Here is a 24,400-nt window from a genome sequence, read left to right as displayed (position 1 = left end):
GGCCCCGCGTCAGGCGGGGCCGACCCGACTATTTCTGACGATTGTAATGGAGACTGTTTTGACAGGTCGCCTGACGGGAAAACGCGCCATTGTTTTTGGCGCAGGATCATCTGGTCCGGGTTTCGGCAATGGCAAGGCTGCGGCCGTGCAATTTGCCCGCGAAGGCGCACGCGTGGCCTGTGTCGACCTCTCCGCTGATGCGGCCGAGGAAACCGCGCAGATCATTCGCGGCGAAGGTTTCGAGGCGATTGCGATTGCTGCCGATGTCACGGAACTCGATTCCGTATCGGCCACGGTTGCGCGGACCTGCGAGGTCTTCGGCGGCATCGATATCCTGCACAACAATGTCGGCGTGACCCATATGGGCGGCCCGGTCGAGCTGGACGAGGAACGTTTTCGAGCCTCGGTCGATCTCAATATCGGTTCCGTTTATCGCACCACAAAGGCCGTGCTGCCGGTGATGCTGGCGCAGGGCGGCGGGGCCATCGTCAACATCTCCTCGCTCGCCTCCATTCGCTGGACCGGCTATCCCTATTTTGCCTATTACGCCATGAAAGCCGCCGTAAACCAGGCAACCGTGGCGCTGGCCATGCAATATGCCCGCCAGGGCATTCGCGCCAATTGCGTTCTGCCCGGAATGATCGACACGCCGCTGATCTACAAGCAGATCAGCAATCAATATGCCTCCGTCGAGGATATGGTGGCAGCGCGCAATGCCGCGGTCCCGGTCGGCCGCATGGGCGATGCCTTCGATATCGCCCGCGCGGCAGTCTTTCTGGCATCCGATGAAGCCAAGTTCATCACCGGCATCTGCCTGCCGGTCGATGGCGGGCAAAGCTGTGCGGTGGGAGCGTTTTCCTGATATGGCCACGATGATCCCGACGGAAAACGACCTGACAGGCGCGCGCGCGGTAGACCGGGCGCTGGGGCTTCTATCGATGGTGGGGCGTCATGCCGAACGCGGTGTGGCGCTTTCGGTCATCGTCACCGAAAGCGGGCTGAACAAGCCCACGGCCCGCCGCCTGCTGCTGGCGCTGATCCGCGCAGGCCTGGTGGAGCAGGATGAGGAAACGCGCCGTTATTATCTGGGCGAGGAAGCCTATGTGCTGGGCAGCCTGTCATCGCGCCGTTTCGGCTTGCTGCAGATGGCCCAGGACAGTCTGACGCGCATTTCCCGCCGCACAGAAGATTCGAGCTTCCTTTCCGTGCGTCGCGATACGTTTGCACTGTGCCTCTATCGCGAAGAAGGCACCTGGCCGGTGCGCACCCACGCGCTTCAGGCCGGTTTCGAGCACCCGCTGGGTATTGGCGCGGGATCGCTCGCCATGCTGGCGGCGCTGCCCGATGCCGAGGTGGAAAGCGTCATTGCCGCCAATAGCGGGCTGATTGCCGCGAACTATCCCGGCATCACGCTGGATGGACTGCGCCGCGATGTCGAATTGACGCGAACCAATGGTTATTCGCTCAATCCGGGTCTGATCCTCTCGAATTCCTGGGGTATCGGCGTTGCCATCCGAACACCGGATGGCGCGGTGGCGGGGGCGTTGAGCATTGCCGCCGTCGACAGCCGCATGCGGCCGGAGCGCCAGCCGGAACTGGCGGCGGTGCTGCGCGAGGAAGTGACCCGCATCGAGACACGCATTGCGGAAATGATGGCCAGCCGCGCCCGCACGCGCGGCGAAGGCGACGCGAAACGGCAAACAAGGAGAACGAGCAAATGAGCAAAGCGCAGATCGTCGGCTGGGCGCATTCGCCTTTCGGCAAATCGGCCCTTGAAAATACCGAGCAACTGATGGCTTCGGTCGTGGCGCCGGCCATCGATCATGCCGGCGTCGATGTCGGCGATATAGACGGCATTTTCGTCGGCGTGATGAATAACGGTTTCTCGAAACAGGATTTCCAGGGCGCGCTGGTGGCCATGGGCGATGAGCGCCTCGCCTATACGCCCGCCGTGCGTTTCGAGAATGCCTGCTCGACGGGATCGGCCGCCCTTTACAGCGCCATGGATTTCATCGAGGCCGGGCGTGGACGCATCGCGCTCGTTGTCGGCGCCGAAAAAATGACGGCGCTGCCAACCGCCGAGGTGGGTGAAATCCTGCTATCCGCCTGCTACCGTGCTGAGGAAGCCGATATTTCCGGCGGCTTTGCCGGCCAGTTCGGACGCATAGCACAGGCCTATTTCCAGCGCTATGGCGATCGCTCGGAAGAACTGGCGATGATCGCCGCCAAGAACCACGCCAATGGCGCGGTCAATCCCTATGCCCATATGCGCAAGGATTTCGGCTTCGATTTCTGCAACACGGTATCGGAGAAGAACCCATACGTCGCAGGCCCGTTGCGCCGCACCGACTGCTCGCTGATTTCCGATGGCGCCGCCGCCATCATTCTGGCCGATGAGGAAACTGCAGCGACACTCAACCGGGCCATCGGTTTCAGGGGCCGCAAGCATGTCAATGACATTCTGGCGCTCAGCCGCCGCGATCCGCTGGCCTTCGAGGGCGCGCGCCGCGCCTGGGCAGGTTCGCTGGAACTCGCCGGGGCGACGCTCGACGACCTCTCCTTCGTCGAAACCCATGATTGCTTCACCATTGCCGAACTCATCGAATATGAGGCCATGGGATTGGCAAAGCCCGGTGAAGGTCATCGGGTGGTGCGCGAAGGCACGGCCCTGAAAACCGGTCGCCTGCCGATCAACCCCTCCGGCGGGCTGAAATCCAAGGGGCATCCGGTCGGAGCAACCGGGGTCTCCATGCATGTCATGGCGGCGATGCAATTGATGGGTGAAGCGGGCGACATGCAGATCCCCGGCGCCTCGCTCGCCGGTGTTTTCAACATGGGGGGAACTGCGGTTGCCAACTATGTCTCGATCATGGAGCGCGTGAAATGACGATACAAAGCGCCGTGCAGCATCCTCCCGGCGGAGTTGCGCCTTCCACCACGCGGGTGATGAATCTCTCGCATTTCCTGACCCAGGCAGCGCGCCGCAACCCCGCCGACATCGGCTTCGTATGGGGTGAGAAGACCTGGACATGGGCTGAAATGGACGCCCGCGTCGATGCCATGGCGCAGGCGCTGGTAACGGAATTCGGCGTCAGGAAAGGTGACCGCATTCTGGTGCAGTCTTCCAACAACAACCAGATGTTCGAATCCATGTTCGCCTGCTTCCGCGTGGGCGCAGTGTGGGTGCCGACCAATTATCGCCAGTCGCCCGATGAAGTGGCCTATCTCGCAAAAGCCAGCGGCGCACGCGGCATGATCTGCGCCAGCGCTTTTCCCGAGCATGCAAGGGCGAGCCGTGATGCGACCGCGATCGATTTCACCATCGCCATTGGCACGGCCGAATTCGGCGAGGACTACGATACCATCGTGGCCCGTCATCTGGGCCAGAAAGTAAAAAGCCAGGCGGTGGATCGGGACGATCCCTGCTGGTTCTTCTTCACCTCCGGCACGACGGGTCGGCCCAAGGCGGCGGTGCTGACCCATGGCCAGATGGCCTTCGTCATCACCAACCATCTTTGCGATCTGATGCCCGGCACCGGACCGGGCGACGCTTCCATCGTCGTTGCGCCGCTGTCGCATGGCGCGGGCATTCACCAGCTGGTGCAGGTGGCGCATGGGGCAAAAACGGTGCTTCCGGCTGCGGAAAAACTCGATGTGCCTGCGGTATGGGCGCTGATCGAGAAATGGCGCGTCACCAATGCCTTTACCGTGCCGACCATTCTGAAAATGCTGATCGAAGACCCTTCCGTGGATCGTTTCGATCATTCCTCGCTGCGCTACGTCATCTATGCCGGCGCGCCCATGTATCGCGCCGATCAGAAACGGGCGCTCGCCAAGCTCGGCCCTGTGCTGGTGCAATATTTCGGCCTCGGCGAAGTGACCGGCAACATCACCGTGCTGCCGCCTTCCTTCCACGCCGCCGAGGACGGCCCGGAGGCGCGGGTCGGCACCTGCGGCTTCGATCGCACCGGCATGGAAGTGCAAATCCAGAACGATGCGGGCGAGGAGCTTCAGGCCGGTGAAACCGGCGAGATCTGCGTGATCGGCCCGGCGGTTTTCGCGGGTTATTACGATAATCCCGATGCCAATGCCAAAGCCTTCCGCAACGGCTGGTTCCGCACCGGCGATCTTGGCCACCGCGATGAGAACGGTTTCGTCTACATCACCGGCCGCGCCTCCGACATGTATATTTCCGGCGGCTCGAACATCTATCCGCGTGAGATCGAGGAGAAAATCCTCATGCACCCGGATATCAGCGAGACAGCGGTTCTGGGCGTGCCGGATGCGGTTTGGGGCGAGGTCGGCGTCGCCGTCTGCGTGGCGCGGGAGGGCGCGGATATCGCCGGCATCGACCTGAAAGCCTATCTCGACGGCAAGATGGCCCGTTACAAGCTGCCGAAGGCCGTTGTGTTCTGGGATGCCATGCCGAAATCCGCCTATGGCAAGATCACCAAGAAGATGATCCGCGAGGAGCTGGAAAAGCGCGGCCAGATGCCGGTTTTCGAGGAAAAACTGACCGGCTGACGGCCGTAACGCATAACCGGGAGGAGACGATATGACACAGCAGACGAGAGAGATGAAAGGCGCTGTCGCCATCACCGGCGGCGCATCGGGTATCGGCTTTTCCACGGCGCAGCTCTTAATGGCGCGCGGCTGGCAGCCATGGCTTTTGGACCTCAAGCGCGAGGCGCTGGATACGGCCTGCGAAAAACTCGGCATCGATGCCTCGCGCGGCATCGTCTGCAACGTGGCGGATGAGGCGTCGATAGAGGAGGCTTTCGCCGCCTTGACGGCAGGCGGCGCCGATCATGCCGTTGATCTGGTGGCCGTCGTCAACAGCGCCGGCATCGGTATCGACAAGCTTTCCGTCGATACCAGCGTGGAAGAATTCCGTCGTATCGTTGACGTTAATCTCGTCGGCAGCTTCGCCGTGGCCCGCGCCGCCGCGCGTTACTGGCTGGACCGCGCAATTTCCGGTTCGATCGTCAATATCAGCTCTGTTTCCGGCATGTGCGGCAACCGTGGCCGCAGCGCCTATGGCGCTTCAAAAGGCGGCGTCAATCTTCTGACGATGGTTATGGCAAACGAGCTGGGGCAATCTGGCATTCGCGTCAATGCGATTGCGCCCGGCCCCGTCGATACCCCCCTCACCCAGGCGGTTCATACGGAGAATGTTCGCAGCCAGTGGCACAGCCGCGTTCCCATGCACCGCTATGGCAGGACGGACGAGATCGCCTCTGCCGTGGCTTTCCTTGTGTCGGACGATGCGAGCTACATCAACGGACAGGTGCTGGCCGTGGATGGCGGCTTCATTACCGCAGGGCTTGCGGTATGACGATAATGCCCCCGGAGGGGCTTCCGCGCAGCATCGTCCATCCGGGGCCGGCAACACCAGAACGCTTCCGCGTCGTCGGCTGCCATGCCCATCCGGTCACGCTGAATGCCAGACCCGGTGTCTGCGTCAACCAGGCGATTGCAGAGGCCTTTGTCGAACAGGGTTTCGATGGCGGTTATGTCAGACTGAAAAATGTGCCGATGAAGCGGTTGCACTATGTGATGCCCGCAGCCGCACCCAATGACGCCCATGCCGCCTGGTATAGCGAAACATTCTCCATGCCGGGGGGCACGATCATCGATGCCGGCCTGCATATGGGGCGGCGCGACGGTCAGCCGTTCCTGCACTGCCATGGTTCGTGGAAAAGTGCCGAAGGCGTTCTATCCATGGGCCACCTGCTGCCTTTGGAGTCCGAATTTGCCGGGGAAACGCCGCTCGAGGCGCTGGCGCTGGATGGCGCCATTCTGGACGTGCAAAAGGATGAGGAAACCAATTTCCCCCTCTTCACGCCCATCACGCAGCCGCGCAACCGGAAAGATGCAGGGCTCCGGGCGCTGTTGTGCACCGTGCGGCCCAATACCGATATCTGCACGGCGCTTGAAGCCGCCTGCAGACAATTCGACCTGCGGGAGGCCGAGGTCAATGGTATCGGCAGCCTGATCGGTGCGGATTATGAAGACGGAACAAGCCTCACCGCCTATGCCAGCGAAATCCTCATCCGCAATGGCCGCATCCACCCCTCCGCCACGGGTGGCGAACGGGCAATGCTGGATATTGCGATGGTCGATCTTACCACGCAGATTAGCGGCGGGCGGCTGGTGCGCGGCAAAAACCCGGTCTGCGTCACTTTCGAGCTGCTTCTGACCGAAAGACAGGGGGCGGCCGCATGAGTTGCGCCGTGCAACTCCACCGCCCGCCTTACCGTACCTCACGCCGCCTGCGGCTTTTCCGCAGGCAACCATTCTTCCAGCGTCACCTCAAAGGTCATGCATACGGGGTTGGCGCCAGCGATGAAGGGACCGCCGTAAACCGCGCCATCGGTATCGGCGACAACGCCGGTCAGCGCGGCGCGCAGGGAGCCATCCGGCTGGGCGCGCACCTCACCGGCAATCGAAACGATCTCAACGGCAGGACCGCTTATCTGCAAAAACGCGCCGCTGCGGGTGCCGAGGCACGCATCCACCAGACTGCCCAGCGCGCCGCGCACGAAGGCATTACGGAAACCTTCGGCCAGACACAGTTTCTCGACGCCGAGCACGAGGTCTTCATTGGGCGCGATGCGGGCATAGGCCACGCGGCCCATGGAGCCGGATTCGACAATGTTATGCGTGTTCATCGGCGCGCTCCGTGCGGTTCCTGGGTTGAAGAAGGGGAATATTGGTTTCGGGATCGAAGGACTGCTGCAGCACGAAACTGTCGAGCGAGGTCACAAGTGCGGAAATGCCGCCTTCGCCGACGATACAGGATTCCGTCAGCAAATGGCCGCCTTTGACCACACCCGCCGAAGTCCGCATGGCGGCATGGCAATGCACGATCGGCTCGCCCTTCATGCTCCGCCCCAGCGTGGCGTTGCCGAAAACCAGCCAGGCCGCCCCGGCATCGATGGGTTTCGTATAGGCGATGACCGCCCTGCCGGAGGGATCGGGTGGAGCCACGCAATAGGACAGGATGTCGAAATAACCGCCGAGAATGGTCAAAGAGGCATTTTCGATGCCGTTTGCGGCCAAAGACCGCACGATGCCATCGTAGAGGCTGCACCCCGGCGCGATGAACAGCCGCATATGACGCGCAGACGGCGAGCGCAGGCTGTTGATACGCACCGGCGAAGAAATACCGGGGTGTATCAGCGTTCTCGGCCTTGGAAAATGCTGTTGCTGTGTTGGTGCCATGCCTGCTCCTCCCTGCTGCCTGTACCTTGCAGTACGGTACTCAAAGACCAGCCAAAGGTGCTTTCGAATGGCGCCGCCAAAGTGCCCTTCGGAAAACACTTCTTTCGCAAGCGGCCCCACGGACGGCAGATTTTTTTGCGATATATTTCAGGGAGGCCGGCATGACGAAGCCGCTGGACAGAATTGACCGCAAAATATTGCGGGCCCTGCTGGAGAACGGCAGGCTGAGCAATACGGAACTATCGGAAAAGGTGGGGCTGTCGCCCAGCCCTTGCTGGCAGCGCGTCAAGCGGCTGGAAGACGAAGGGGTCATTCGCGGCTATACCGCCATTCTCGATCAGGCCCATCTGGGACTGGCCGAGACGGTGATCATCGAGGTCATGCTGGAACGTCACGACGATGAGGTTCTGGAACGTTTCGGTAAGGCCATGGCCGCTCTTCCCGAAGTGCTGGAAGCCTATCTGACAACCGGCGAATATGATTATCTCATCAAGGTGGCGGTGGCGGGAACCGCGGGCTACGAGCAGTTTCTGCGCCGCAAGCTCTACAAGATCGAGGGTGTGCGCCATTCCCGCTCCTGTTTCGCACTTAAATGCCTCAAGCACACATTGTCAGTTGTACCCGATGCCGAGCCTCCGTCTGGCTGAATGGGCCTGACCGCGGACAGGAATGGTACGGTGGAGAGATTTTCGCACTTTGCCAGCCCTTGAAACCATTCCGACGGGTGGCTTTTTCGTTACGGGCGCAGAAGCAGCGTCACCGACCAGATGACAAAGGCGGCAACCGCGATCTTCCAGCAATCGCCTCTTTTTTTCAGGCCCGGCAGACCGAGCGGCCGGATGATCTGGACCACCATGGCCAGCAGTAAAAAAAGGCCGATCGCCTTCGTCATTTATTGAGCCTTTTCTTTATTTCTGCATCGTCACAGGCTGGACATTTTTACCGTTCACCAGAAGAGTGCAACTCATTCGGGTAACGCCCGTCCTATGACCTGTCCGACCGTCCGTACGAACGCATGAGAGTGTTTTCATGAGCAGAAATCTTCTACCCGTATTCGCTCTTTTATCCAGCACTCTGTTTCTTTTTCTCGGCAACGGCCTCCAGGGCCTCGTGCTGCCGGTGCGTGGTTCGGCGGAAGGTTACTCCAATGAAATTCTTGGCTTTCTGGGCACTTCCTGGGCGGCGGGATTCGTCGTCGGTTGCTTTGTCGCGCCTGCCATCGTGCGCCGCGCCGGGCATGTTAGGGCATTCGGGTCCTTCGTGGCGCTGGTGTGCCTGACGGTGCTGATGACCGGCCTTATCATCGACGACACCTCATGGATCGCGCTGCGCGCGCTTACCGGTTTCTGCACGGCCGGAACCTCGATGATCATCGAAAGCTGGCTGAACGAGCGCGCCACCAATGAAAGTCGTGGCATGATCTTCTCGCTTTATATCGCCATCACGCTGCTCGGCGTCGTGGCGGGGCAGATGATCGTGCCGATGGGCGATATCAGCAATACCTCGCTCTTCATGATCTGCGGCATCATCTATTGCATCGCCATTCTGCCGGCCACGCTTTCGAAGGCGGCGAGCCCACAGCCGTTGCAGAAGGTGAAGCTGGATCTGCCGGCCCTTTACCGCAACTCACCGGTTTCCTTCATCGGCATCCTGATGATAGGCATTGCCAACGGCGCTTACGGTACGCTCGGCGCCGTCTTCGGTGCGCGGGCAGGGCTGGACCCGACCATGATCGCCATCATGGTGTCCGTCACGATTTTCGTCGGTGCGCTGGCGCAATTTCCCGCAGGCCGGCTCTCAGACCGGATAGACCGCCGCTATGTGCTGGCCGGGCTGGCCGGACTTGGCGCGGTCGCCGGCCTGGCTGTCGCGGTGGTCCAACCGCATGATGTCTATGTGCTGATTTCGATGATCGCCATTTATGGCGCCGCCGCCAACGCCCTCTATCCCATCGCCGTGGCCCATGCCAACGACTTCGCCGCATCGGAAGACTTCGTCAAGGTTTCCGGTGGTCTGCTGCTGCTTTACGGCATCGGCACCATCATCGGCCCGACGCTCGGCGGCGCGATCATGACCCATTTCGGCCCCTATGCGCTGTTCCTGGTGACGGCTGTGGCGCATCTGCTCATCACCGCCTATGCCATCATCAGAAGCCGCCGGCGCGCTGCGCTTTCCACCGAGGAAAAAGACAATTTCTCGACGATGATGCCAACGACGCCCTCACCGCTCGTCACGCCGGAAAGTATTGCGCTTGACCCGCGCGCGCCGCAATATCCAGGCGACGATGGCGACTATGTGGAAAAAGGAGCAGGCATATGAGCCTCTTTGACGATGACCGTCCGCAAAAACCGGCAGCGCATGAGATCGGAGGCGATCTCAGCCTTCTTTCCGTGGACGAGCTGAGCAGCCGTATCGATCTTCTGCAAGCCGAAATCACCCGACTCGAAGAGGAGAGGACACGGAAATCCGCCGGAAGGCAGGCGGCGGAAAATCTCTTCCGATCCTGATGCGCACTGCAGAATAGGTACACGACTGCACTTCCGCTTCTGTAAGCTACGGCTCAGCCGGCGCCCGAAAATGAATATTACGGGGCAGTCTTTCGTTTACCATTAACCAAAAATTAAGCTTTCTGAGAGATTACTATACATGTCCAGTTCTTCTGGACCTCAGGCATCTTCTCCATACGGCGAATTGGTCTGATTTTTCTCCCTGTTTTACCTTGAGAGCCGCTTTCGCGGCTCTTTTTTTGCCGCTGGCCGGTTTCCGTAAAACTGTGGGTATTAACCCTTCTTTAATAATTGCCTTGCGCATTTCAGGTAAAGATACCATCCTGAAAACACTAAAGGCCGGAACAAAATATCCGGGTCGTCGTTGCCTGACAGTGTGGTGCGTGAGCAGGGATTTAAAGAAAATGTCGGAACAGGTTTTAAATACCATAAGCTTTGCGGGTCGCGCGGCTGCTTCCAACCAGTTCAAGACCCTCTATACCGAAGGCATGACCTTGGTTGAGGAAACGGCAAGTTATCTCGACGGCGCCGGCCGCGCCGCCTCCAAGGTGCTGCCGCGTATGGCCTCGGTGCTTTATGCGGCGGAATCGATGCGCCTCACCACCCGCCTGATGCAGATGGCCTCCTGGCTGCTTCTGCAGCGCGCCGTCAACAACGGCGAAATGACGCGCGATCAGGTTCTGAATGAAAAGAACAAGGTGCGACTCGACAGCTTCAACGTCGACCGCAACGCGCCCGGCTGGAACGACCTGCCGGAATCCTTCCGCGACCTCATCGAGCGCTCGCTGCGTCTCCAGAACCGCATCGCCCTGCTCGACCGCGAAATCTATCGCCCGTCCGAAGCCGCCAAGGTGCCGGACAATGAAAACAGCGTGCAGGCGCAGCTCAATCTTCTGCGCACGGCTTTCTCGATCAACTGAGAAAAGACGATCTTATCCGGACAATTTGAAAAGCAGGCTCACCAGCCTGCTTTTTTCTTTTGCGTGCTACGCGGGCGCGAGCGCCATCGCCGAAAAATGGCAACAAAAAAGCCCGGCAAAACCGGGCTTTTTTTTAAACGATCCGTCCGCAAGAGGATCAGAGGCCGAGGCCGCCGAAACGCTTGTTGAACTTGGAAACGCGACCACCGCGGTCCATAAGCTGCTGGTTGCCGCCCGTCCATGCCGGATGGGACTTGGGGTCGATTTCAAGGTTCATGACGGCGCCTTCCGAACCCCAGGTGGAGCGGGTTTCGTATTCGGTGCCATCGGTCATGACCACCTTGATCGTGTGATAATCGGGATGGATATCAGCCTTCATGACAATCTTCCTGGTTAAGTGACGTGCGGTCCATTTGCCGCAATTGCGTCAACTGAGCCATTTCAATAAATGAAGCCATAGACCAGATGGGCTATGGCTTCCCAATTCGATGCGGAGCCTATACATGAAGGTCGCCCAGATAACAAGAGCCTGCTATCCCCTTGTGAAAGGAGATGGCCAAAGAGGCGGGAATTTTGCCGCACACCGGAAATTCACCCGCAAAAGGCCCAAAACGGCAGGGAATGAGGAGCATAGAGGACGTGGCAGACATTGACGAGCAGAAAGCGGCGAAACAAAGAAGCCTGAAGCCGCTTCTTGGCCTGTTTCCCTATCTCGGGCGTTATCGCGGCCTGATGGCGGCCGCCCTTTTCGCTCTCGTGCTTTCTTCCGCCACGACACTCGCCCTGCCGCTTGCCGTTCGCCGCATCATCGATCACGGATTCCAGACGCCGGATGGCGGCATGATCAACAGCTATTTCGCCATGCTTCTGGCGATTGCCGTTGTCCTCGCTCTCGCCAGCGCCATGCGTTATTATTACGTCATGACCATCGGTGAAAGGGTCGTTGCCGATCTGCGCCGCGATGTCTTTGCCCATCTCACCACCCTGTCGCAGCAGTTTTTCGATAGCAATCGATCCGGCGAGCTGACCTCGCGGCTGACCGCCGATACCGTGCAGATTCGCTCGGCTTTTGGCTCGTCCGCCTCGGTAGCGCTGCGCAATATCATCATGTGCTGCGGCGCGGTGGCGATGATGATCTACACCAGCCCCGGCCTTTCCGGCCTTGCGCTGCTTGCCATTCCCTTCATCGTTTTTCCGCTGATCGCCTTCGGGCGCTCGGTTCGCGCCCGCTCCCGCACCACGCAGGACACATTGGCCAATTCCGCCGCCTATGCTTCCGAGACGATTGCGGCGAGCCGCACCGTGCAGTCCTTTAATGCCGAGGTGCTGGCGAATGCCCGTTATGGCGCTTCCGTGGAAGCCGCTTATCAGGGCGCACGCGCCGCCATCGGCGCCCGCTCCATCCTCACCGCCGTCGCCATTGCGCTCGTCTTCGGCAGCGTTGTCGGCATTCTCTGGTATGGCGCGCAAAGCGTGCTGTCGGGCAGCATGACCGCGGGCACGCTCGGTCAGTTCGTGCTTTATTCGGTCATCGCGGCAAGCGGTCTCGGCCAGCTCTCCGAAGTCTGGGGTGAACTGGCGCAGGCGGGCGGTGCGGCCGAACGGCTTTCCGAACTGCTGAACGAGCACTCGCCCGTCGCGGAACCCACATCGCCCGTCGCCATGCCGCAGCCGCCACGCGGCGAGGCCGAGTTCGAAAATGTCGATTTCGTCTATCCGCTCGCGACAGGGCGGCCGATCGTTTCCGGCCTCTCCTTCAAGGTCAGCGCCGGCGAAACCGTCGCCATCGTCGGGCCTTCCGGTGCCGGCAAGAGCACGGTCTTTTCGCTGCTGATGCGCTTTTACGATCCGCAGCAGGGCCGCATCACCGTCGATGGCACGGATATTCGCGACGTCACCCTTGCCGATCTGCGCGCGCGCCTGTCCATCGTTCCGCAGGATGTGGCGATATTCGCCTCCTCCATTCATGACAATATCGCCTTTGGCCGGCCTGATGCGACGCGCGAGGAAGTGCGCATCGCCGCCATCGCCGCACAGGCCGACAGCTTCATCGAACGTCTCACCGACGGATATGATACGCAGGTGGGTGAACGCGGCGTGACGCTTTCCGGCGGCCAGCGCCAGCGCATCGCCATTGCCCGCGCCATTCTGCGCAATGCGCCAATCCTGCTGCTGGACGAAGCCACCTCGGCGCTGGATGCGGAAAGCGAAACGCTGGTGCAGAAGGCGCTCGATGAGCTAATGAAAACCCGCACCACCATCGTCATCGCCCATCGCCTTGCCACCGTGCTGAAGGCCGACCGCATTCTGGTGATGGATGAAGGCCGCATCATCGAAGAAGGCACGCATCAGAGCCTCATTCGCCAGAATGGCCTTTATGCGCGGCTTGCCCGGCTGCAATTCCAGACCGGGCCGGACGAATTGCGCGCCCAGGCCTAGATCACGCCAGCACTCTGCGCCCCGCGACGCGGCCGGAAAACAGGCAGCCGCCAAGGAACGTGCCCTCCAGCGCATTATAGCCATGCATGCCGCCGCCACCGAAACCCGCCACTTCGCCGGCGGCATAAAGGCCCGGCACCGGCGCACCGGCAGCATCCAGCACCCGCGCCTCAAGATCGGTATGAAGGCCGCCAAGCGTCTTGCGCGTCAGCACATGCAGCCGCACGGCAATCAACGGCCCCATTGCCGGATCGAGCAATCGGTGCGGTTTTGCCGTCCGCATCAGCCGGTCACCGAGATAACGGCGCGCGCCGTGGATGGCCGTTACCTGCGCATCCTTGCTGAAACCGTTTTCGATTTCGCGGTCGCGCGCTTCTATCTGATGGCGGATATGGTCTATATTCAGCCGGTCGTCGCCGCTGATGGCATTCATCGCTGCCACCAGTTCTTCCAGCGTATCCCGAACGGCAAAATCTTCGCCGCGCTCCATGAAGGCACGCACCGGTCCCGGTGGTTCCTTGCCCAGCCGTTTGAGCAGCAGCCTTATATCCTTGCCGGTCAGATCCGGATTCTGTTCCGAGCCTGAAAGCGCAAATTCCTTCTTGATGATCGCCTTGGTCAGAATGAACCAGCTATGGCCGCTGCCGCGTTCGCCAAGCATTTTTAGCGTACCGAGCGTATCGAAACCCGGCATGGCGGGAGCGGCGAGGCGGTTTCCATCCGCATCGCACCAGAAGGACGAGGGACCGGGCAGGATGCGGATACCGTGACCCGGCCAGATCGGATCGTGGTTCTTTACGCCCTCGGTATAATGCCACATGCGGTCACGATTGATGACGGCTCCGCCGGCCGTTTCCGTAATGGCGATCATGCGGCCATCCACATGCGCGGGAACACCGCAGACCATGCTGGCAGGAGGCTGGCCCAGCCGTTCCACCGGCCAGTTGCGCCGCACCAGTTCCTGATTGCCGCCGATGCCGCCGGAACTGACGATGACCGCCGCAGCGGCGAAGATAAAATCGCCCTGCTCTTCCCGGCTGCTCTCTTGCCCGCGTTGCACGGGGTCGGACGCTAGAATCGCACCCGAAATGCCGGTCACCCGGCCGTCGGCGATCTCCAGACGATCGACCCGGTGGCGAAAGCGAAAGGACAGCCGTCCGGTTGCCGCCACGGCCTTCGCCTTTTTTACGAAGGGTGCAAGTACGCCCGGACCCGTGCCCCAGGTTACATGGAAACGCGGAACGGAATTGCCATGGCCGTGGGCAAGGCTGCCACCGCGCTCGGCCCAGCCGACAACGGGAAACCAGCGCATGCCCATGCGGTGCAGCCATTCGCGTTTCTCACCGGCAGCAAAATCGAGATAGGCCTCCGCCCAGCGGCGCGGCCAATAATCCTCCGGACGGTCGAAACCGGCCGAACCGAGCCAGTCCTGTCTTGCAAGATCGAGACTGTCTCGCACCCGCATCCGGCGCTGTTCGGGACTATCGATGAAAAACAGTCCGCCCAGCGACCAGAAGGCCTGCCCGCCAAGGTTCTGCTCACCCTCCTGATCCACGACGCAGACGCTGAAACCCCGCTCAGCCGCCTCGGTTGCCGCCACCAGCCCGGCAAGCCCTGCACCGACAACGACCACATCATAGCCTTCCATCAGCCCCTCCCAGATATGACGGAATTACGTTTACGCGAACGTAAATTCACTTTCATCAGAAGGCAACCGCGATGACGCGGTCCGCGATTTCAGCGCTCGGTAAGCTTGAGTTCGATACGGCGGTTCTGCTGCCGTGCTTCCGGCGTATCGCCTTCGGCAATTGGCTGATATTCGCCGAAACCAGCGGCGACCAGCCGATTTGCCGGCACGCCCTTGGAGATCAGGAATTTCACCACCGAGGTGGCGCGGGCCGAGGAAAGCTCCCAATTGTCCCGGTAACGCCCGGAACCGGAAAGCTGGACATTATCCGTATGGCCATCCACGCGCAGCACCCAGTTGATCTCCGCCGGGATTTCCTTGGCGAGATCGAGCAGCGCGACAGCCAGCTTCTCCATCTCCGCCTGCCCTTCCGGGTTGAGTTCATTGCCGCCGGAGGGGAAGAGCACTTCGGACTGGAAGACGAACCGGTCACCGACAATGCGGATGTTTTCGCGATCCGACAGGATTTCGCGCAGCCGCCCGAAGAAATCGGAGCGATAGCGGTTCAGTTCCTGCACCCGCTGCGCCAGCGCGACATTGAGACGGCGGCCGAGATCGGCGATCTTGACCTGAGAAGAGGCGTCCTTGGCTTCCGAGGCCTGAAGCGCGGCTTCCACCGAGGCGATCTGCGCCCTCAGCGCCGCAATCTGCTGGTTAAGCAATTCAATCTGCGCGGAGGCACGGGAATTGGCCTGTTTCTGGTCGTCCAGTTCGCCGGTCAGGCTACCGATCCGGGCATTGGCGCTTGCGTTGTTGCCAGATCCCGCATCGAGAAGCGACTGCAGGCGCGAGCGCTCGTTTTCGGATGCGGCAAGGGTGGATTGCAGGCTCGCGAGTGCGTCCTCAATATCCTGCTTGTTACCTTTTTCCATGGCCAGAAGTTCGGTCAGTTCCGCAATCTGGCTGTTGAGACGTGTCAGCACCTCATCCTTGCCGGTGATTTCCCGCGACAAAACGAATTGCGCTAGCACGAAGACCGTGAGCAGAAACATGATGGCCATGAGCAGCGTCGAAAGCGCGTCGACGAAACCCGGCCAATAATCCACGCCCCTGTCGCGGCGGCGGTTGCGCGCAAGCGCCATGGCTACTCGCTCCCGTTATCGTGCCGGGTGCGTCCGGAAGATTTCGTGTCGCTGTCGATCCGCGCCGACAGCCGGTCGAGCGTGCGGCGGAGCGATTTCGATTCTTCTTGCTGCGCTTCGATCCAGTCACGCAACATCTGCTGTTCGCTGCGCATGTTCTTGACCAGGCCCTGAATGCCTTCGGCAAGGCTGGTCATGGCCGCAAGCGAGCGCTCGGTGCTGACCACGGCGCCGGGTTCGCCCTTGAACTCCCTCGGCCCTTCCGTGGTATCCGTCACCGAGGAAAGCCAGTTTTCGAGCTGGGTATAAAAACGGTTCTGGGCGCGGCCGGCCTGAAGATCGAGGAAGCCGAGAATCAGCGAACCCGAAAGACCGAGCAGCGACGAGGAAAAGGCCGTTCCCATGCCCGCCAGCGGCGCGGTCAGGCCGGCCTTGAGGGAGCCGAGAATATCGTTACTGTCACCGGCGCTCGGATCGAGCGACTGGATGACATTGCTGATGGCGCCAATGGTGCCGATCAGGCCCCAGAAGGTGCCGAGCAGGCCGAGAAACACCAGCAGGCCGACGAGATAACGCGATGTGTCACGCGTCTCGTCAAGGCGCGTCGCGATGGAATCGAGGATCGTCCGCTGCGTAACGGCAGAAAGCCGGACTTCGCCACGCTTGCCGATCAGCGTGCTCATCGGCGCAAGCAGCTTGGGCGCACGGCCGACCTTTTCGACGCTGCCGGCAGCGCGAAAGGCATTGAACCAGCGCACTTCGGAACGCAGGCTCATCGTCTGCGTGAACACCAGAATGATGCCGATGGCCAGCACGCCGAGAATGAACCCGTTGAGCCCCGGATTGGTCATAAAGGCAGTGTGGGCCTGCCGGTAAAGAATGGCCGCCAGAAAGCCCACGAGGATCAGAAACAGAACCATCGTCCAGAGAAACGGTGTCGGGCTGGACAGCTTGTGGCTGTATTGCCGTGTGGTCACCGGTTTCTCGACGCCAAGATCGAGCAGCTCCGAATCCGCCATAACGTTCGCATTCCCTCTGGTCAGGTATCCAGCGGAAGCTATTTGAAAATTGCGACGATTTGAAGCGAAAAGCCGGTCTTTCGTCACAGGCGTTTCACGAAAACAGCCTGGAACCGGATGACGGAAAATAAAAACACCCGGCGAATATTCGCCGGGCGTCTAAAACTTGCAGAAAACGGCAGGTTTTCCGCCGAAAACCAATCAGCGGCCCGGAATGGGACGGTTGGCGACCTCAACGAGCGCCTTGTGGATATATTCATTGCCGGCAGCGACGGAGCTGCTGCCGAAGATATCCGTACCGCCCTTGATGTCGGAGGCGAAACCACCGGCTTCACGAATCAGCACCAGACCTGCCGCCATGTCCCATGGCGAAAGATCGGCTTCCCAGAAACCGTCGAGACGGCCAGCGGCGACATAAGCGAGATCGAGCGAAGCCGCACCCATGCGGCGGATGCCGGCTGCCTCACCCATGACGTGGCGAAGTTCGACCAGGAACTTGCCGTGATTGCCACGGCCGAGATGCGGCACGCCGCAGCCGATGACGCAATCGGTCAGCGCCTTGCGCGCAGCGACACGGATGCGGCGATCGTTGAGGAACGCGCCGCCACCGCGCTCGGCGGTGTAGAGTTCGTCGGTGGCCGGATTGAAGATCACGCCGGCGACGACTTCACCGTTACGCTCGAGCGCGATGGAAACCGCGAAATGCGGAATGCCGTGCAGGAAGTTGGTGGTGCCATCCAGCGGATCGACGATCCAGCGATGTGCGCCGTCCGTGCCTTTTTCCTCGCCGCCTTCTTCACCCAGAAAATCGTAGGTCGGGCGGGCCTTCATCAGCTCGTCGCGCACGATCTTCTCGGCTTTCAGGTCCGCCTGCGAGACGAAATCGCTCGGTCCCTTGACCGAGACCTGAAGGTTCTGCACTTCACCGAAGTCACGCGACAAAGACTTACCCGCCTTGATGGCGGCCTGAACCATGACATTGAGAAGGGCTGAACGGGCCATCGATGTTGTTTCCTGGAAAGCTTGCGAACCGCCCGGAAGCTCACCGGGCAGGCACGTCATTATTTTCTTGAATTGAAAGTTTGCGGTTCAAGACCACAAAACGCGCGGAAATTCAAGGCAAAAAGCCCATGGGTCAACGCCGGCGTGGCAAGGCTACCCTTCCATCACGTCGGGCGGAAACGATTTGCGGCCTCAATCGCCTTCTTCTGCTGCTCGTCGGTGATGCCGAGATAGAAGTCCTCGAGAGACGGATCCTTCAGCCCGGCGCGGCGGGAAAGCACATACCATTTGGCCGCTTCGACCGGATCCGGCCGGGTGCCGAGCGCCTGAATGTAAAGATGCGCCACCTTGTTCTGCGCCACGACATTGCCGCGCTGTGCCGCACCGTAGAGCCAGCGGAAGCCCTCATCCAGATTGCGCTCACCGCCGAAACCATTGACCAGCCAGATGCCGAGATCGACCTGCGCGGTATCGTAGCCCGCCTTCGCGGCCCGTGTCAGCCAGTCCCGCGCCTTTGTCTTCTTCTCGGCCGGCACATCCTTGAGCGACCAGTAAATCTGCGACACCGCATATTGCGCATCGGCAATGCCCTGTTCAGCGGATTTCTCATAGAACGGCAAAGCCATCAAAAGACCCTTGGCGCCGGGATTTTCCGAAACCAGTATCTGGCCCCAGTTGAACTGGGCAGAGGCGTTGCCGGCTTCCGCCGCACGGCGCATGAAATCGTCGGCTTTCGCCTTGTCCCGGGTGACGAATTTGCCTTCCATCAGGATCAGCGCGAATTTGAACATGGCGACGGGATCGCCACCCTGAGCCGCCTGCTGGTACCAGAAAGCAGCCGTCTTCTCGTCACGGGCGATGCCCAGACCACGCGACATCATTTCCGCCACCAGCGTCTGGGCGGCTGCGTCACCGTTCTGCGCGCGGTTCAGCGCCTTGTCGAGCGCCTGCACATATTCGCCGCGCTGGAAATGCCCGTAAGCTTCGTCCACCCGGCCCTTGAATTCCTTTTCAGGCGGCAGCGCCGGCAGCTCCGCGCCCATGCGCTGATAGACATTCACGCCTGCCGACGGCTGCAAGTCCTTCTGCTCTTCGGATTGCACCCTGCCCTGACGGGTAGGCTGAGCCTCATTTTCCAGCTGGCGGGAAAGTGCATTGCTTTCGCTCTGCGGCCCGGACTGGGCAAAAGCAACACCCGCCGGCGCGCCGAAAGCGAGCGCCAGCAGCGAAACGGAAAGGCAGAGGTGAACCGAGCGCATGATCATCGCCTGTATCAACCGTCAAACCGTGGCGCTTTTTCGTCAAGCAGGGCGTTGATTTCAGAAACGGCCTGGGCAGCGCCACTGGCGTTATCGAAAACACCGCTGCGCATCGCCACGAACTCCACACCGGTCTCGGCCACTGCAACCACCGAGGACACATCGGTACCACCCATGACGATGGCCGGGATTTCGATCATCGAGGCCCACCACTCGCCGAGCGCCAGGTTTTTGGGGTGCGCTTCCGGCTTGATGTCCCCTTCGAGCTTTCCGAAAAACACATAATCCGGATTGGCCTCGCCCTGCTCCAGCGCCTTGTGACGGTCATCCGCATTGCCGCCGCCGACGATGAGCTTCGGCGTGAACTTTTCCACGGCCTCGGCAAGCGCCTCGCCATTGCCAACCACATGCAGGCCATCCGCCTTCACGCGACCGGCAACGCGGCTGTCACCGGCGATGAGCGCTGCCGCACCTGCCTTCTGGACAACCGGCACGATCAGTTCGGCGCGTTTCTGGAAAGCGGCGTCATCCAGACCATATTGCGGAATGATGACGGAAGCGACATCGCCACCCCGCAATGCGTCTTCCACCTCTGTCGCCTGCTTTTGCGCGTCGTCCGATTGCGGAACGATCAGGACAAGGCGGCAACGATCTTCAACTAGGGTCATCGGTTCGTCCATTTCAGACAGAAGACGCTTACCGCGCAATCTGCACTCGTTTTCATATGACAAATCCGATAAACCGGACCGGCGAAAGGATCAACCGTCCATCCATGCTCACCGATTTTCATTTTTATCTCGTCGCCATCCCCGCAGTCGTGCTCGTCGGCCTTTCCAAGGGCGGGCTGGGCGGCGCTCTCGCCCTGATGGGGGTGCCGCTGATGGCGCTTGCCGTATCGCCCGTGCAGGCGGCGGCCATCTTCCTGCCGATCCTGATCGTCATGGATATCGTGGCGCTTTTTGCCTGGCGGCACTACAACCACCGGGAAACGCTCCTCATCATGCTGCCGGGCGCAATCGCCGGTATCGCGCTCGGCTGGGCGACCTCAAGCCTCATTTCCGCGGACGCCATGCGTCTCGTCGTCGCCTCTGTCACGATCCTGTTCGTGCTGCGTTATTTCTATGAGAGCTTCAAAAGCCGCAAGGGCCAGGAAATTCCGGCCAAGCCGCAAAGACCGGTGGCTGCGACCCTCTGGTCCAGCCTGTCGGGTTATGCGAGTTTCGTGGCCCATGCGGGCGGTCCGCCCTTCCAGATCTATGTTCTGCCGCTGAAGCTCGATCCAAAGACCTATACCGGCATGAGCGTGCGCTTCTTCGCCATCATGAATGCGATCAAGCTCATTCCCTATTTCGCGCTCGGCGCGCTGGACGCCACCAACCTCAAGACATCGGCAAGCCTGCTGCCGGTGGCGATGCTGGCGACGCTTGCCGGCGCCAGGGTGGTGAAATATCTGAAACCCGCCGTGTTTTACCCACTCATGTATGCCATGGCGCTGATTGCGGCGCTTAAACTGCTGTGGGATGGACTGCCGTTCTAAATCCGACAATAAAAAAGCTCTGGCAGCAGGTTTTCGCCGCCAGAGCTCGAAAGGCTCAGACCGTCGACCCTTCATTCATCGAAGGCCGACGGTCTGGCATAAATCAATGTCTTGTCGAGGCCTTGAGCCTCTGCAGTTCATCCTTCAGGCGCAGTTTTCGACGTTTAAGGTCCGCGATCTCTCTATCGTCAGACGACGGGGAAGCAAGAATACTTTCGAGCTCCTCCTCCAGAGCACCGTGTTTCTTTTCGAGCGATGCAATATGAGCCTGAATGGTCATGCGGCACGTCCTTCCTTTTTGAACCTACCTCCAGCTCTCCATCGCTGGAGTTTCAGGTTTGCGACGACAATGTGACACGGATCGACCGGCTTGTCGAAGGCGAAATGAAGGCAATAAGTGGGCAATTTGGTCGCAAGGGATAACTTCCCGTTACCGCGATTTGATGATAGAGCCTCCAGAACGGATGACATACGCGCCGGACACTCTCCGGCTGGCATAAAATGGGGATGACGAGATGCCCGATCAGGACCAGGCGGACATCAGGCTCACGCTGGCGCGGCTGCGCCAGGAGCATGAGGATTATGACGCGGCGATCAACGCGATGATCCAGACCAGCTGCGATGCGCTGAGAATACAGCGCATGAAAAAGAAGAAGCTGGCCGTCAAGGACAAGATGACCCAGCTCGAAGACCAGGTCATTCCCGATATCATCGCCTGAGCCCGGAGACATTACGTGACAGCAGAAACGCCCCCCGTCGCCATCATCATGGGCAGCCAGTCCGACTGGGAGACCATGAAGAACGCCGCCGATACGCTGGATGCGCTCGACATCGAATACGAAGCCCGCATCATTTCCGCCCACCGCACCCCGGACCGGCTTTATGACTTCGCCAATGGCGCGAAGGACGAAGGCTTCAAGGTCATCATCGCCGGTGCGGGCGGCGCCGCCCATCTGCCGGGCATGACGGCCTCGATGACGCCGCTTCCGGTGTTTGGCGTTCCGGTTCAATCGAAGACCATGTCCGGTCAGGACAGCCTCTATTCCATCGTGCAGATGCCCGCCGGCATTCCGGTCGGCACGCTCGCCATCGGCAAGGCCGGCGCGATCAACGCCGCCCTTCTCGCCGCCGCGGTTCTGGCGCTGAGCGACGAGGACCTCGCCGACCGGCTGGATGCCTGGCGTGCGCGCCAGTCGGCGGCTGTCGCGGAATATCCCATGGATAGCGCCCAGTGACGACAAAAGTGATGGCAAAGACGACCAACCTGACCATCGGCATCATCGGTGGCGGGCAGCTCGGGCGTATGCTAGCTATGGCCGCAGCCCGTCTCAACCACCGTACCATCGTGCTGGAACCGCAGGCCGATTGTCCGGCTGCGCAGGCCTGCAACGAACAGATCGTGGCGGAATATGACGATGAAAACGCGCTTGCGGAACTCGCAAGCCGTTGCGATGTCGTGACCTACGAATTCGAGAACGTGCCTGTCGCGGCCGCCGAAAAGCTCAGCCTCTCCGTTCCCGTCTATCCGCCTCCGAAAGCGCTCAGCGCCTCGCAGGACCGGTTGACGGAAAAACGCTTCCTCAACGGCTGCGGCATCCCGACCGCCGATTTCCGCGCCGTGGACAGCCAGGAAGAGCTGGAGGCCGCATTGGCCGCCTTCGGCGGCAAGGGCGTGCTGAAAACCCGCCGCATGGGTTATGACGGCAAGGGCCAGCGCCTTTTCCGCGGTGGGGAAGACCTTACAGGCGCTTTTGCGGCGCTCGGCGGCGTGCCGCTGATTCTCGAAAGCTTCATCTCCTTCGAGCGGGAAATTTCGATCATTGCCGCCCGTTTCCAGGACGGCGCCGTTGCCTGTTACGATCCCGCCGAGAATGTCCATCTGAACGGCATTCTACACACGTCCACCGTTCCGGCCGCACTTTCTGACGCCGCCAGGGAGGTTGCCGTGCAATCGGCGGAAAAGCTTCTGGCCGCGCTCGATTATGTCGGCATCATCGGCATCGAGTTTTTCGTCCTGCCGGATGGTTCGCTGGTCGCCAATGAAATGGCACCACGCGTTCACAATACCGGCCACTGGACGGAGGCGGCCTGCGTAATCTCGCAATTCGAACAGCATATCCGGGCCGTATCGGGCCTTACGCCCGGCAGCACGGATCGCCATTCGGATTGCGTCATGACCAACCTCATCGGCGACGACATCGACGATGTGCCGGCATGGCTGTCGAAAAAAGACTGTCTCGTGCATCTCTACGGCAAGACGGAAGCACGGCCGGGCCGCAAGATGGGCCATGTGACCGAGCTTTTGCGCACAGGAAAAGCCTAGTCTTTTAAGGCAAAGACACGGGCAAGTGTTGACAGGCAGGGCTCAAACGGGTATCTGCCTGCCAACCGAAAAGAGCGCGCCCCGTTGCGCGCTTTTGATTGTTTGAATAAGCACGGCAGAAACCGTGCAAAACTGCGGACCAGTAAAATGAAGATCAAGAATTCGCTTAAAGCGCTTAAGGCCCGTCATCGCGATAACCGCCTGGTTCGCCGCAAGGGCCGCGTCTACATCATCAACAAGCAGAACCCGCGCTTCAAGGCTCGTCAGGGCTGATTGACTGCGACTGCGGTTCGCGATCAGGCTCGCGGATCACTTTGTTGACAGAGCAGAAGTTTGCATTTGATATTGGGCGCAGTCGGGTTAAGCTTTAACCCATGCGCCCAAATCGTTTTTGCACGGCTATCATCCTCGCTCAGGGCTTCCTGTTTTCAAGCCTCCCGATTCCGGGAATGGCTGCCATTGCCCATGCGGCGGACGGGCAATCGCCTGCTGTTGCGGACTCCGCACCTTCACCCGCCAAGACGATCGACACGCTTTTCGCATCGCTGAAAAAAGAACGGAATGCGGTCAAGGCGCGCAGCATCGCCAACCAGATCGCCTCCGAATGGAATGATTCCGGCAGCGCAACGGTCAATCTGCTGATGCAATGGGCGGGCGAAGCCGCCGACGAAAAGCGCAACGCCGCCGCTTACGATTTTCTCGACCAGGTCATTCTGCTCGATCCGGACTATGTGCAGGCGCCCTATCGCCGCGCCATGGTGCATTTTGCCGATGGCGACACCCGCAAGGCGATGGCGGATATCAACCTGACGCTGGAAAGGGAACCGCGCTATTTCCCGGCGCTGGCAAGCCTTGCCAACATCCTCGAAGCCTCGGGCCGCGACGAGCTGGCGCTGAAGGCGTGGGAACGTTATCTGGCGCTCTACCCCGCCGACAAGGACGCCCGCAAGGAGGCCGTCGACCTTTCGGAAAAGCTGGCCGGCACACGCGGCTGAATTCGCGAGATGCTCAAACAAAAATCGCCGCAAAAGCGGCGATTTTTCATTGAGGCGTTTCCAGCCGATCATTCCATGCCGAGCGCGGCCATATAGGTCTGGAGAATCGTTTCTTCCTCGATGCGCTCATTGGCATCCTTCTTGCGCAGGCGGATGATGGTGCGGATCGCCTTGGTGTCGTAACCACGGCCCTTCGCCTCGCCCATGACATCCTTGATATCACCCTGAATGGCGGCCTTTTCTTCTTCGAGGCGCTCGACGCGCTCGATGAACTGGCGCAGTTCCGCGGCGGCGACGGTTTCGGTGGTGCTGGTATCGTCCATCATATCATCCTTCATTGGCGGCCCGCATGCGAGCCCTGTTCATTATATCCGGGCGAAGCCTTCGCCGGTCGCTGCCGGCGGGC

29 protein-coding genes are annotated in these 24,400 nt (G+C 60.5%); 17 read left to right on the top strand and 12 right to left on the bottom strand.

Annotation, left to right across the window (positions count from 1 at the left end; all coding sequences use genetic code 11):
* Window positions 1-58 precede the first annotated feature (58 nt).
* From ACQZ60_RS13615 to ACQZ60_RS13590, 6 genes are read left to right on the top strand one after another with little or no spacing between them, the layout of a single operon-like run.
* Window positions 59-862: an SDR family NAD(P)-dependent oxidoreductase gene (locus tag ACQZ60_RS13615; protein ID WP_448735436.1), complete on the top strand. Its 804-nt coding sequence runs from the start codon at window positions 59-61 to the stop codon at window positions 860-862.
* A gap of 1 nt (window position 863) precedes the next feature.
* Window positions 864-1,721, top strand: a complete 858-nt coding sequence (locus ACQZ60_RS13610; RefSeq protein ID WP_020812231.1) for an IclR family transcriptional regulator — start codon at window positions 864-866, stop codon at window positions 1,719-1,721.
* A complete protein-coding gene (locus tag ACQZ60_RS13605) occupies window positions 1,718-2,887 on the top strand; it encodes an acetyl-CoA acetyltransferase (protein WP_020812232.1) in 1,170 nt (389 codons plus the stop codon). Before ACQZ60_RS13610 ends, ACQZ60_RS13605 begins: the two co-directional genes overlap by 4 nt.
* On the top strand, window positions 2,884-4,524 hold the full coding sequence (locus ACQZ60_RS13600) for an acyl-CoA synthetase (protein ID WP_448735435.1): 1,641 nt from the start codon (window positions 2,884-2,886) through the stop codon (window positions 4,522-4,524). The genes ACQZ60_RS13605 and ACQZ60_RS13600 overlap by 4 nt, the downstream gene beginning before the upstream one ends.
* Before the next feature lie 31 nt (window positions 4,525-4,555).
* Entirely contained in the window at window positions 4,556-5,335 is a 780-nt protein-coding gene (locus tag ACQZ60_RS13595; protein WP_448735434.1) for an SDR family NAD(P)-dependent oxidoreductase, read from the top strand.
* Window positions 5,332-6,225 (top strand): PCC domain-containing protein, encoded by an 894-nt coding sequence (locus tag ACQZ60_RS13590; RefSeq protein ID WP_448735433.1) that lies wholly within the window; start codon window positions 5,332-5,334, stop codon window positions 6,223-6,225. The genes ACQZ60_RS13595 and ACQZ60_RS13590 overlap by 4 nt, the downstream gene beginning before the upstream one ends.
* A 38-nt stretch (window positions 6,226-6,263) precedes the next feature.
* Here ACQZ60_RS13590 and ACQZ60_RS13585 read toward each other — a convergent pair whose 3' ends face one another.
* Window positions 6,264-6,671: a PPC domain-containing DNA-binding protein gene (locus tag ACQZ60_RS13585; RefSeq protein ID WP_162936067.1), complete on the bottom strand. Its 408-nt coding sequence runs from the start codon at window positions 6,669-6,671 to the stop codon at window positions 6,264-6,266.
* Window positions 6,658-7,224 (bottom strand): PPC domain-containing DNA-binding protein, encoded by a 567-nt coding sequence (locus tag ACQZ60_RS13580; protein WP_425645997.1) that lies wholly within the window; start codon window positions 7,222-7,224, stop codon window positions 6,658-6,660. Before ACQZ60_RS13580 ends, ACQZ60_RS13585 begins: the two co-directional genes overlap by 14 nt.
* A 161-nt stretch (window positions 7,225-7,385) precedes the next feature.
* Here ACQZ60_RS13580 and ACQZ60_RS13575 point away from each other — a divergent pair, with 161 nt between their 5' ends.
* Window positions 7,386-7,871: an Lrp/AsnC family transcriptional regulator gene (locus ACQZ60_RS13575; RefSeq protein ID WP_031234302.1), complete on the top strand. Its 486-nt coding sequence runs from the start codon at window positions 7,386-7,388 to the stop codon at window positions 7,869-7,871.
* Between the two features lie 89 nt (window positions 7,872-7,960).
* Here ACQZ60_RS13575 and ACQZ60_RS13570 read toward each other — a convergent pair whose 3' ends face one another.
* On the bottom strand, window positions 7,961-8,116 hold the full coding sequence (locus ACQZ60_RS13570; RefSeq protein WP_003520354.1) for a hypothetical protein: 156 nt from the start codon (window positions 8,114-8,116) through the stop codon (window positions 7,961-7,963).
* Window positions 8,117-8,253: 137 nt separating this feature from the next.
* Between ACQZ60_RS13570 and ACQZ60_RS13565 the strand changes: the two genes are divergently transcribed.
* The 3 genes from ACQZ60_RS13565 (at window position 8,254) to rcdA (ending at window position 10,651) form a co-directional block, all read left to right on the top strand.
* Window positions 8,254-9,543, top strand: coding sequence for an MFS transporter (locus ACQZ60_RS13565; protein ID WP_035262904.1), 1,290 nt, complete (start codon window positions 8,254-8,256; stop codon window positions 9,541-9,543).
* On the top strand, window positions 9,540-9,731 hold the full coding sequence (locus tag ACQZ60_RS13560; RefSeq protein ID WP_003506186.1) for a DUF1192 domain-containing protein: 192 nt from the start codon (window positions 9,540-9,542) through the stop codon (window positions 9,729-9,731). Before ACQZ60_RS13565 ends, ACQZ60_RS13560 begins: the two co-directional genes overlap by 4 nt.
* A gap of 404 nt (window positions 9,732-10,135) precedes the next feature.
* Window positions 10,136-10,651 (top strand): protease adaptor protein RcdA, encoded by a 516-nt coding sequence (gene rcdA / locus ACQZ60_RS13555; protein WP_035262902.1) that lies wholly within the window; start codon window positions 10,136-10,138, stop codon window positions 10,649-10,651.
* Window positions 10,652-10,808: 157 nt separating this feature from the next.
* Here the strand turns inward: rcdA and rpmE are convergent, their stop codons facing one another.
* On the bottom strand, window positions 10,809-11,030 hold the full coding sequence (rpmE, locus tag ACQZ60_RS13550; protein ID WP_003497640.1) for a 50S ribosomal protein L31: 222 nt from the start codon (window positions 11,028-11,030) through the stop codon (window positions 10,809-10,811).
* Window positions 11,031-11,290: 260 nt separating this feature from the next.
* On the opposite strand from rpmE, the gene ACQZ60_RS13545 reads away from it, so the two are divergent.
* Window positions 11,291-13,090, top strand: a complete 1,800-nt coding sequence (locus tag ACQZ60_RS13545; protein WP_448735432.1) for an ABC transporter transmembrane domain-containing protein — start codon at window positions 11,291-11,293, stop codon at window positions 13,088-13,090.
* Between the two features lies 1 nt (window position 13,091).
* On the opposite strand, the gene ACQZ60_RS13540 is transcribed toward ACQZ60_RS13545, so the two are convergent.
* From ACQZ60_RS13540 to ACQZ60_RS13515, 6 genes are all read right to left on the bottom strand, one after another.
* Window positions 13,092-14,738 (bottom strand): FAD-binding dehydrogenase, encoded by a 1,647-nt coding sequence (locus tag ACQZ60_RS13540; RefSeq protein WP_035262899.1) that lies wholly within the window; start codon window positions 14,736-14,738, stop codon window positions 13,092-13,094.
* Between the two features lie 89 nt (window positions 14,739-14,827).
* Window positions 14,828-15,859: a peptidoglycan -binding protein gene (locus ACQZ60_RS13535; protein ID WP_035262896.1), complete on the bottom strand. Its 1,032-nt coding sequence runs from the start codon at window positions 15,857-15,859 to the stop codon at window positions 14,828-14,830.
* Between the two features lie 2 nt (window positions 15,860-15,861).
* Window positions 15,862-16,878 carry a hypothetical protein gene (locus ACQZ60_RS13530; protein ID WP_003520359.1) on the bottom strand — a complete coding sequence of 339 codons (1,017 nt, stop codon included), beginning with the start codon at window positions 16,876-16,878 and terminating at the stop codon, window positions 15,862-15,864.
* A 201-nt stretch (window positions 16,879-17,079) separates the two neighbouring features.
* Window positions 17,080-17,880, bottom strand: coding sequence for an inositol monophosphatase family protein (locus ACQZ60_RS13525; protein WP_035262908.1), 801 nt, complete (start codon window positions 17,878-17,880; stop codon window positions 17,080-17,082).
* Window positions 17,881-18,044: 164 nt separating this feature from the next.
* On the bottom strand, window positions 18,045-19,145 hold the full coding sequence (locus ACQZ60_RS13520) for a tetratricopeptide repeat protein (protein ID WP_448735431.1): 1,101 nt from the start codon (window positions 19,143-19,145) through the stop codon (window positions 18,045-18,047).
* Window positions 19,146-19,153: 8 nt separating this feature from the next.
* Window positions 19,154-19,807, bottom strand: a complete 654-nt coding sequence (locus tag ACQZ60_RS13515) for a thiamine phosphate synthase (RefSeq protein WP_035262906.1) — start codon at window positions 19,805-19,807, stop codon at window positions 19,154-19,156.
* 104 nt (window positions 19,808-19,911) lie between these two features.
* On the opposite strand from ACQZ60_RS13515, the gene ACQZ60_RS13510 reads away from it, so the two are divergent.
* Window positions 19,912-20,676 (top strand): sulfite exporter TauE/SafE family protein, encoded by a 765-nt coding sequence (locus ACQZ60_RS13510; protein WP_035262890.1) that lies wholly within the window; start codon window positions 19,912-19,914, stop codon window positions 20,674-20,676.
* Between the two features lie 103 nt (window positions 20,677-20,779).
* On the opposite strand, the gene ACQZ60_RS13505 is transcribed toward ACQZ60_RS13510, so the two are convergent.
* Window positions 20,780-20,956, bottom strand: a complete 177-nt coding sequence (locus ACQZ60_RS13505) for a YdcH family protein (RefSeq protein WP_003506164.1) — start codon at window positions 20,954-20,956, stop codon at window positions 20,780-20,782.
* Between the two features lie 235 nt (window positions 20,957-21,191).
* Between ACQZ60_RS13505 and ACQZ60_RS13500 the strand changes: the two genes are divergently transcribed.
* From ACQZ60_RS13500 to ACQZ60_RS13480, 5 genes are all read left to right on the top strand, one after another.
* Window positions 21,192-21,395: a YdcH family protein gene (locus tag ACQZ60_RS13500; RefSeq protein WP_003497661.1), complete on the top strand. Its 204-nt coding sequence runs from the start codon at window positions 21,192-21,194 to the stop codon at window positions 21,393-21,395.
* Window positions 21,396-21,443: 48 nt separating this feature from the next.
* Window positions 21,444-21,911: a 5-(carboxyamino)imidazole ribonucleotide mutase gene (gene purE, locus ACQZ60_RS13495; RefSeq protein ID WP_035212960.1), complete on the top strand. Its 468-nt coding sequence runs from the start codon at window positions 21,444-21,446 to the stop codon at window positions 21,909-21,911.
* 11 nt (window positions 21,912-21,922) lie between these two features.
* A complete protein-coding gene (locus tag ACQZ60_RS13490; protein WP_020812291.1) occupies window positions 21,923-22,999 on the top strand; it encodes a 5-(carboxyamino)imidazole ribonucleotide synthase in 1,077 nt (358 codons plus the stop codon).
* Between the two features lie 147 nt (window positions 23,000-23,146).
* Window positions 23,147-23,272, top strand: coding sequence for a type B 50S ribosomal protein L36 (gene ykgO, locus ACQZ60_RS13485; RefSeq protein ID WP_003497670.1), 126 nt, complete (start codon window positions 23,147-23,149; stop codon window positions 23,270-23,272).
* Window positions 23,273-23,373: 101 nt separating this feature from the next.
* Window positions 23,374-23,994: a tetratricopeptide repeat protein gene (locus ACQZ60_RS13480; RefSeq protein ID WP_035262887.1), complete on the top strand. Its 621-nt coding sequence runs from the start codon at window positions 23,374-23,376 to the stop codon at window positions 23,992-23,994.
* Between the two features lie 68 nt (window positions 23,995-24,062).
* Here the strand turns inward: ACQZ60_RS13480 and ACQZ60_RS13475 are convergent, their stop codons facing one another.
* Entirely contained in the window at window positions 24,063-24,320 is a 258-nt protein-coding gene (locus ACQZ60_RS13475; protein WP_020812069.1) for a DUF2312 domain-containing protein, read from the bottom strand.
* Between the last annotated feature and the right edge of the window lie 80 nt (window positions 24,321-24,400).

The organism is Agrobacterium sp. 22-223-1, assembly GCF_053522385.1.
The sequence above is the reverse complement of the archived record's forward strand: the minus strand, read 5'-3'. Positions and strand labels throughout refer to the sequence as shown.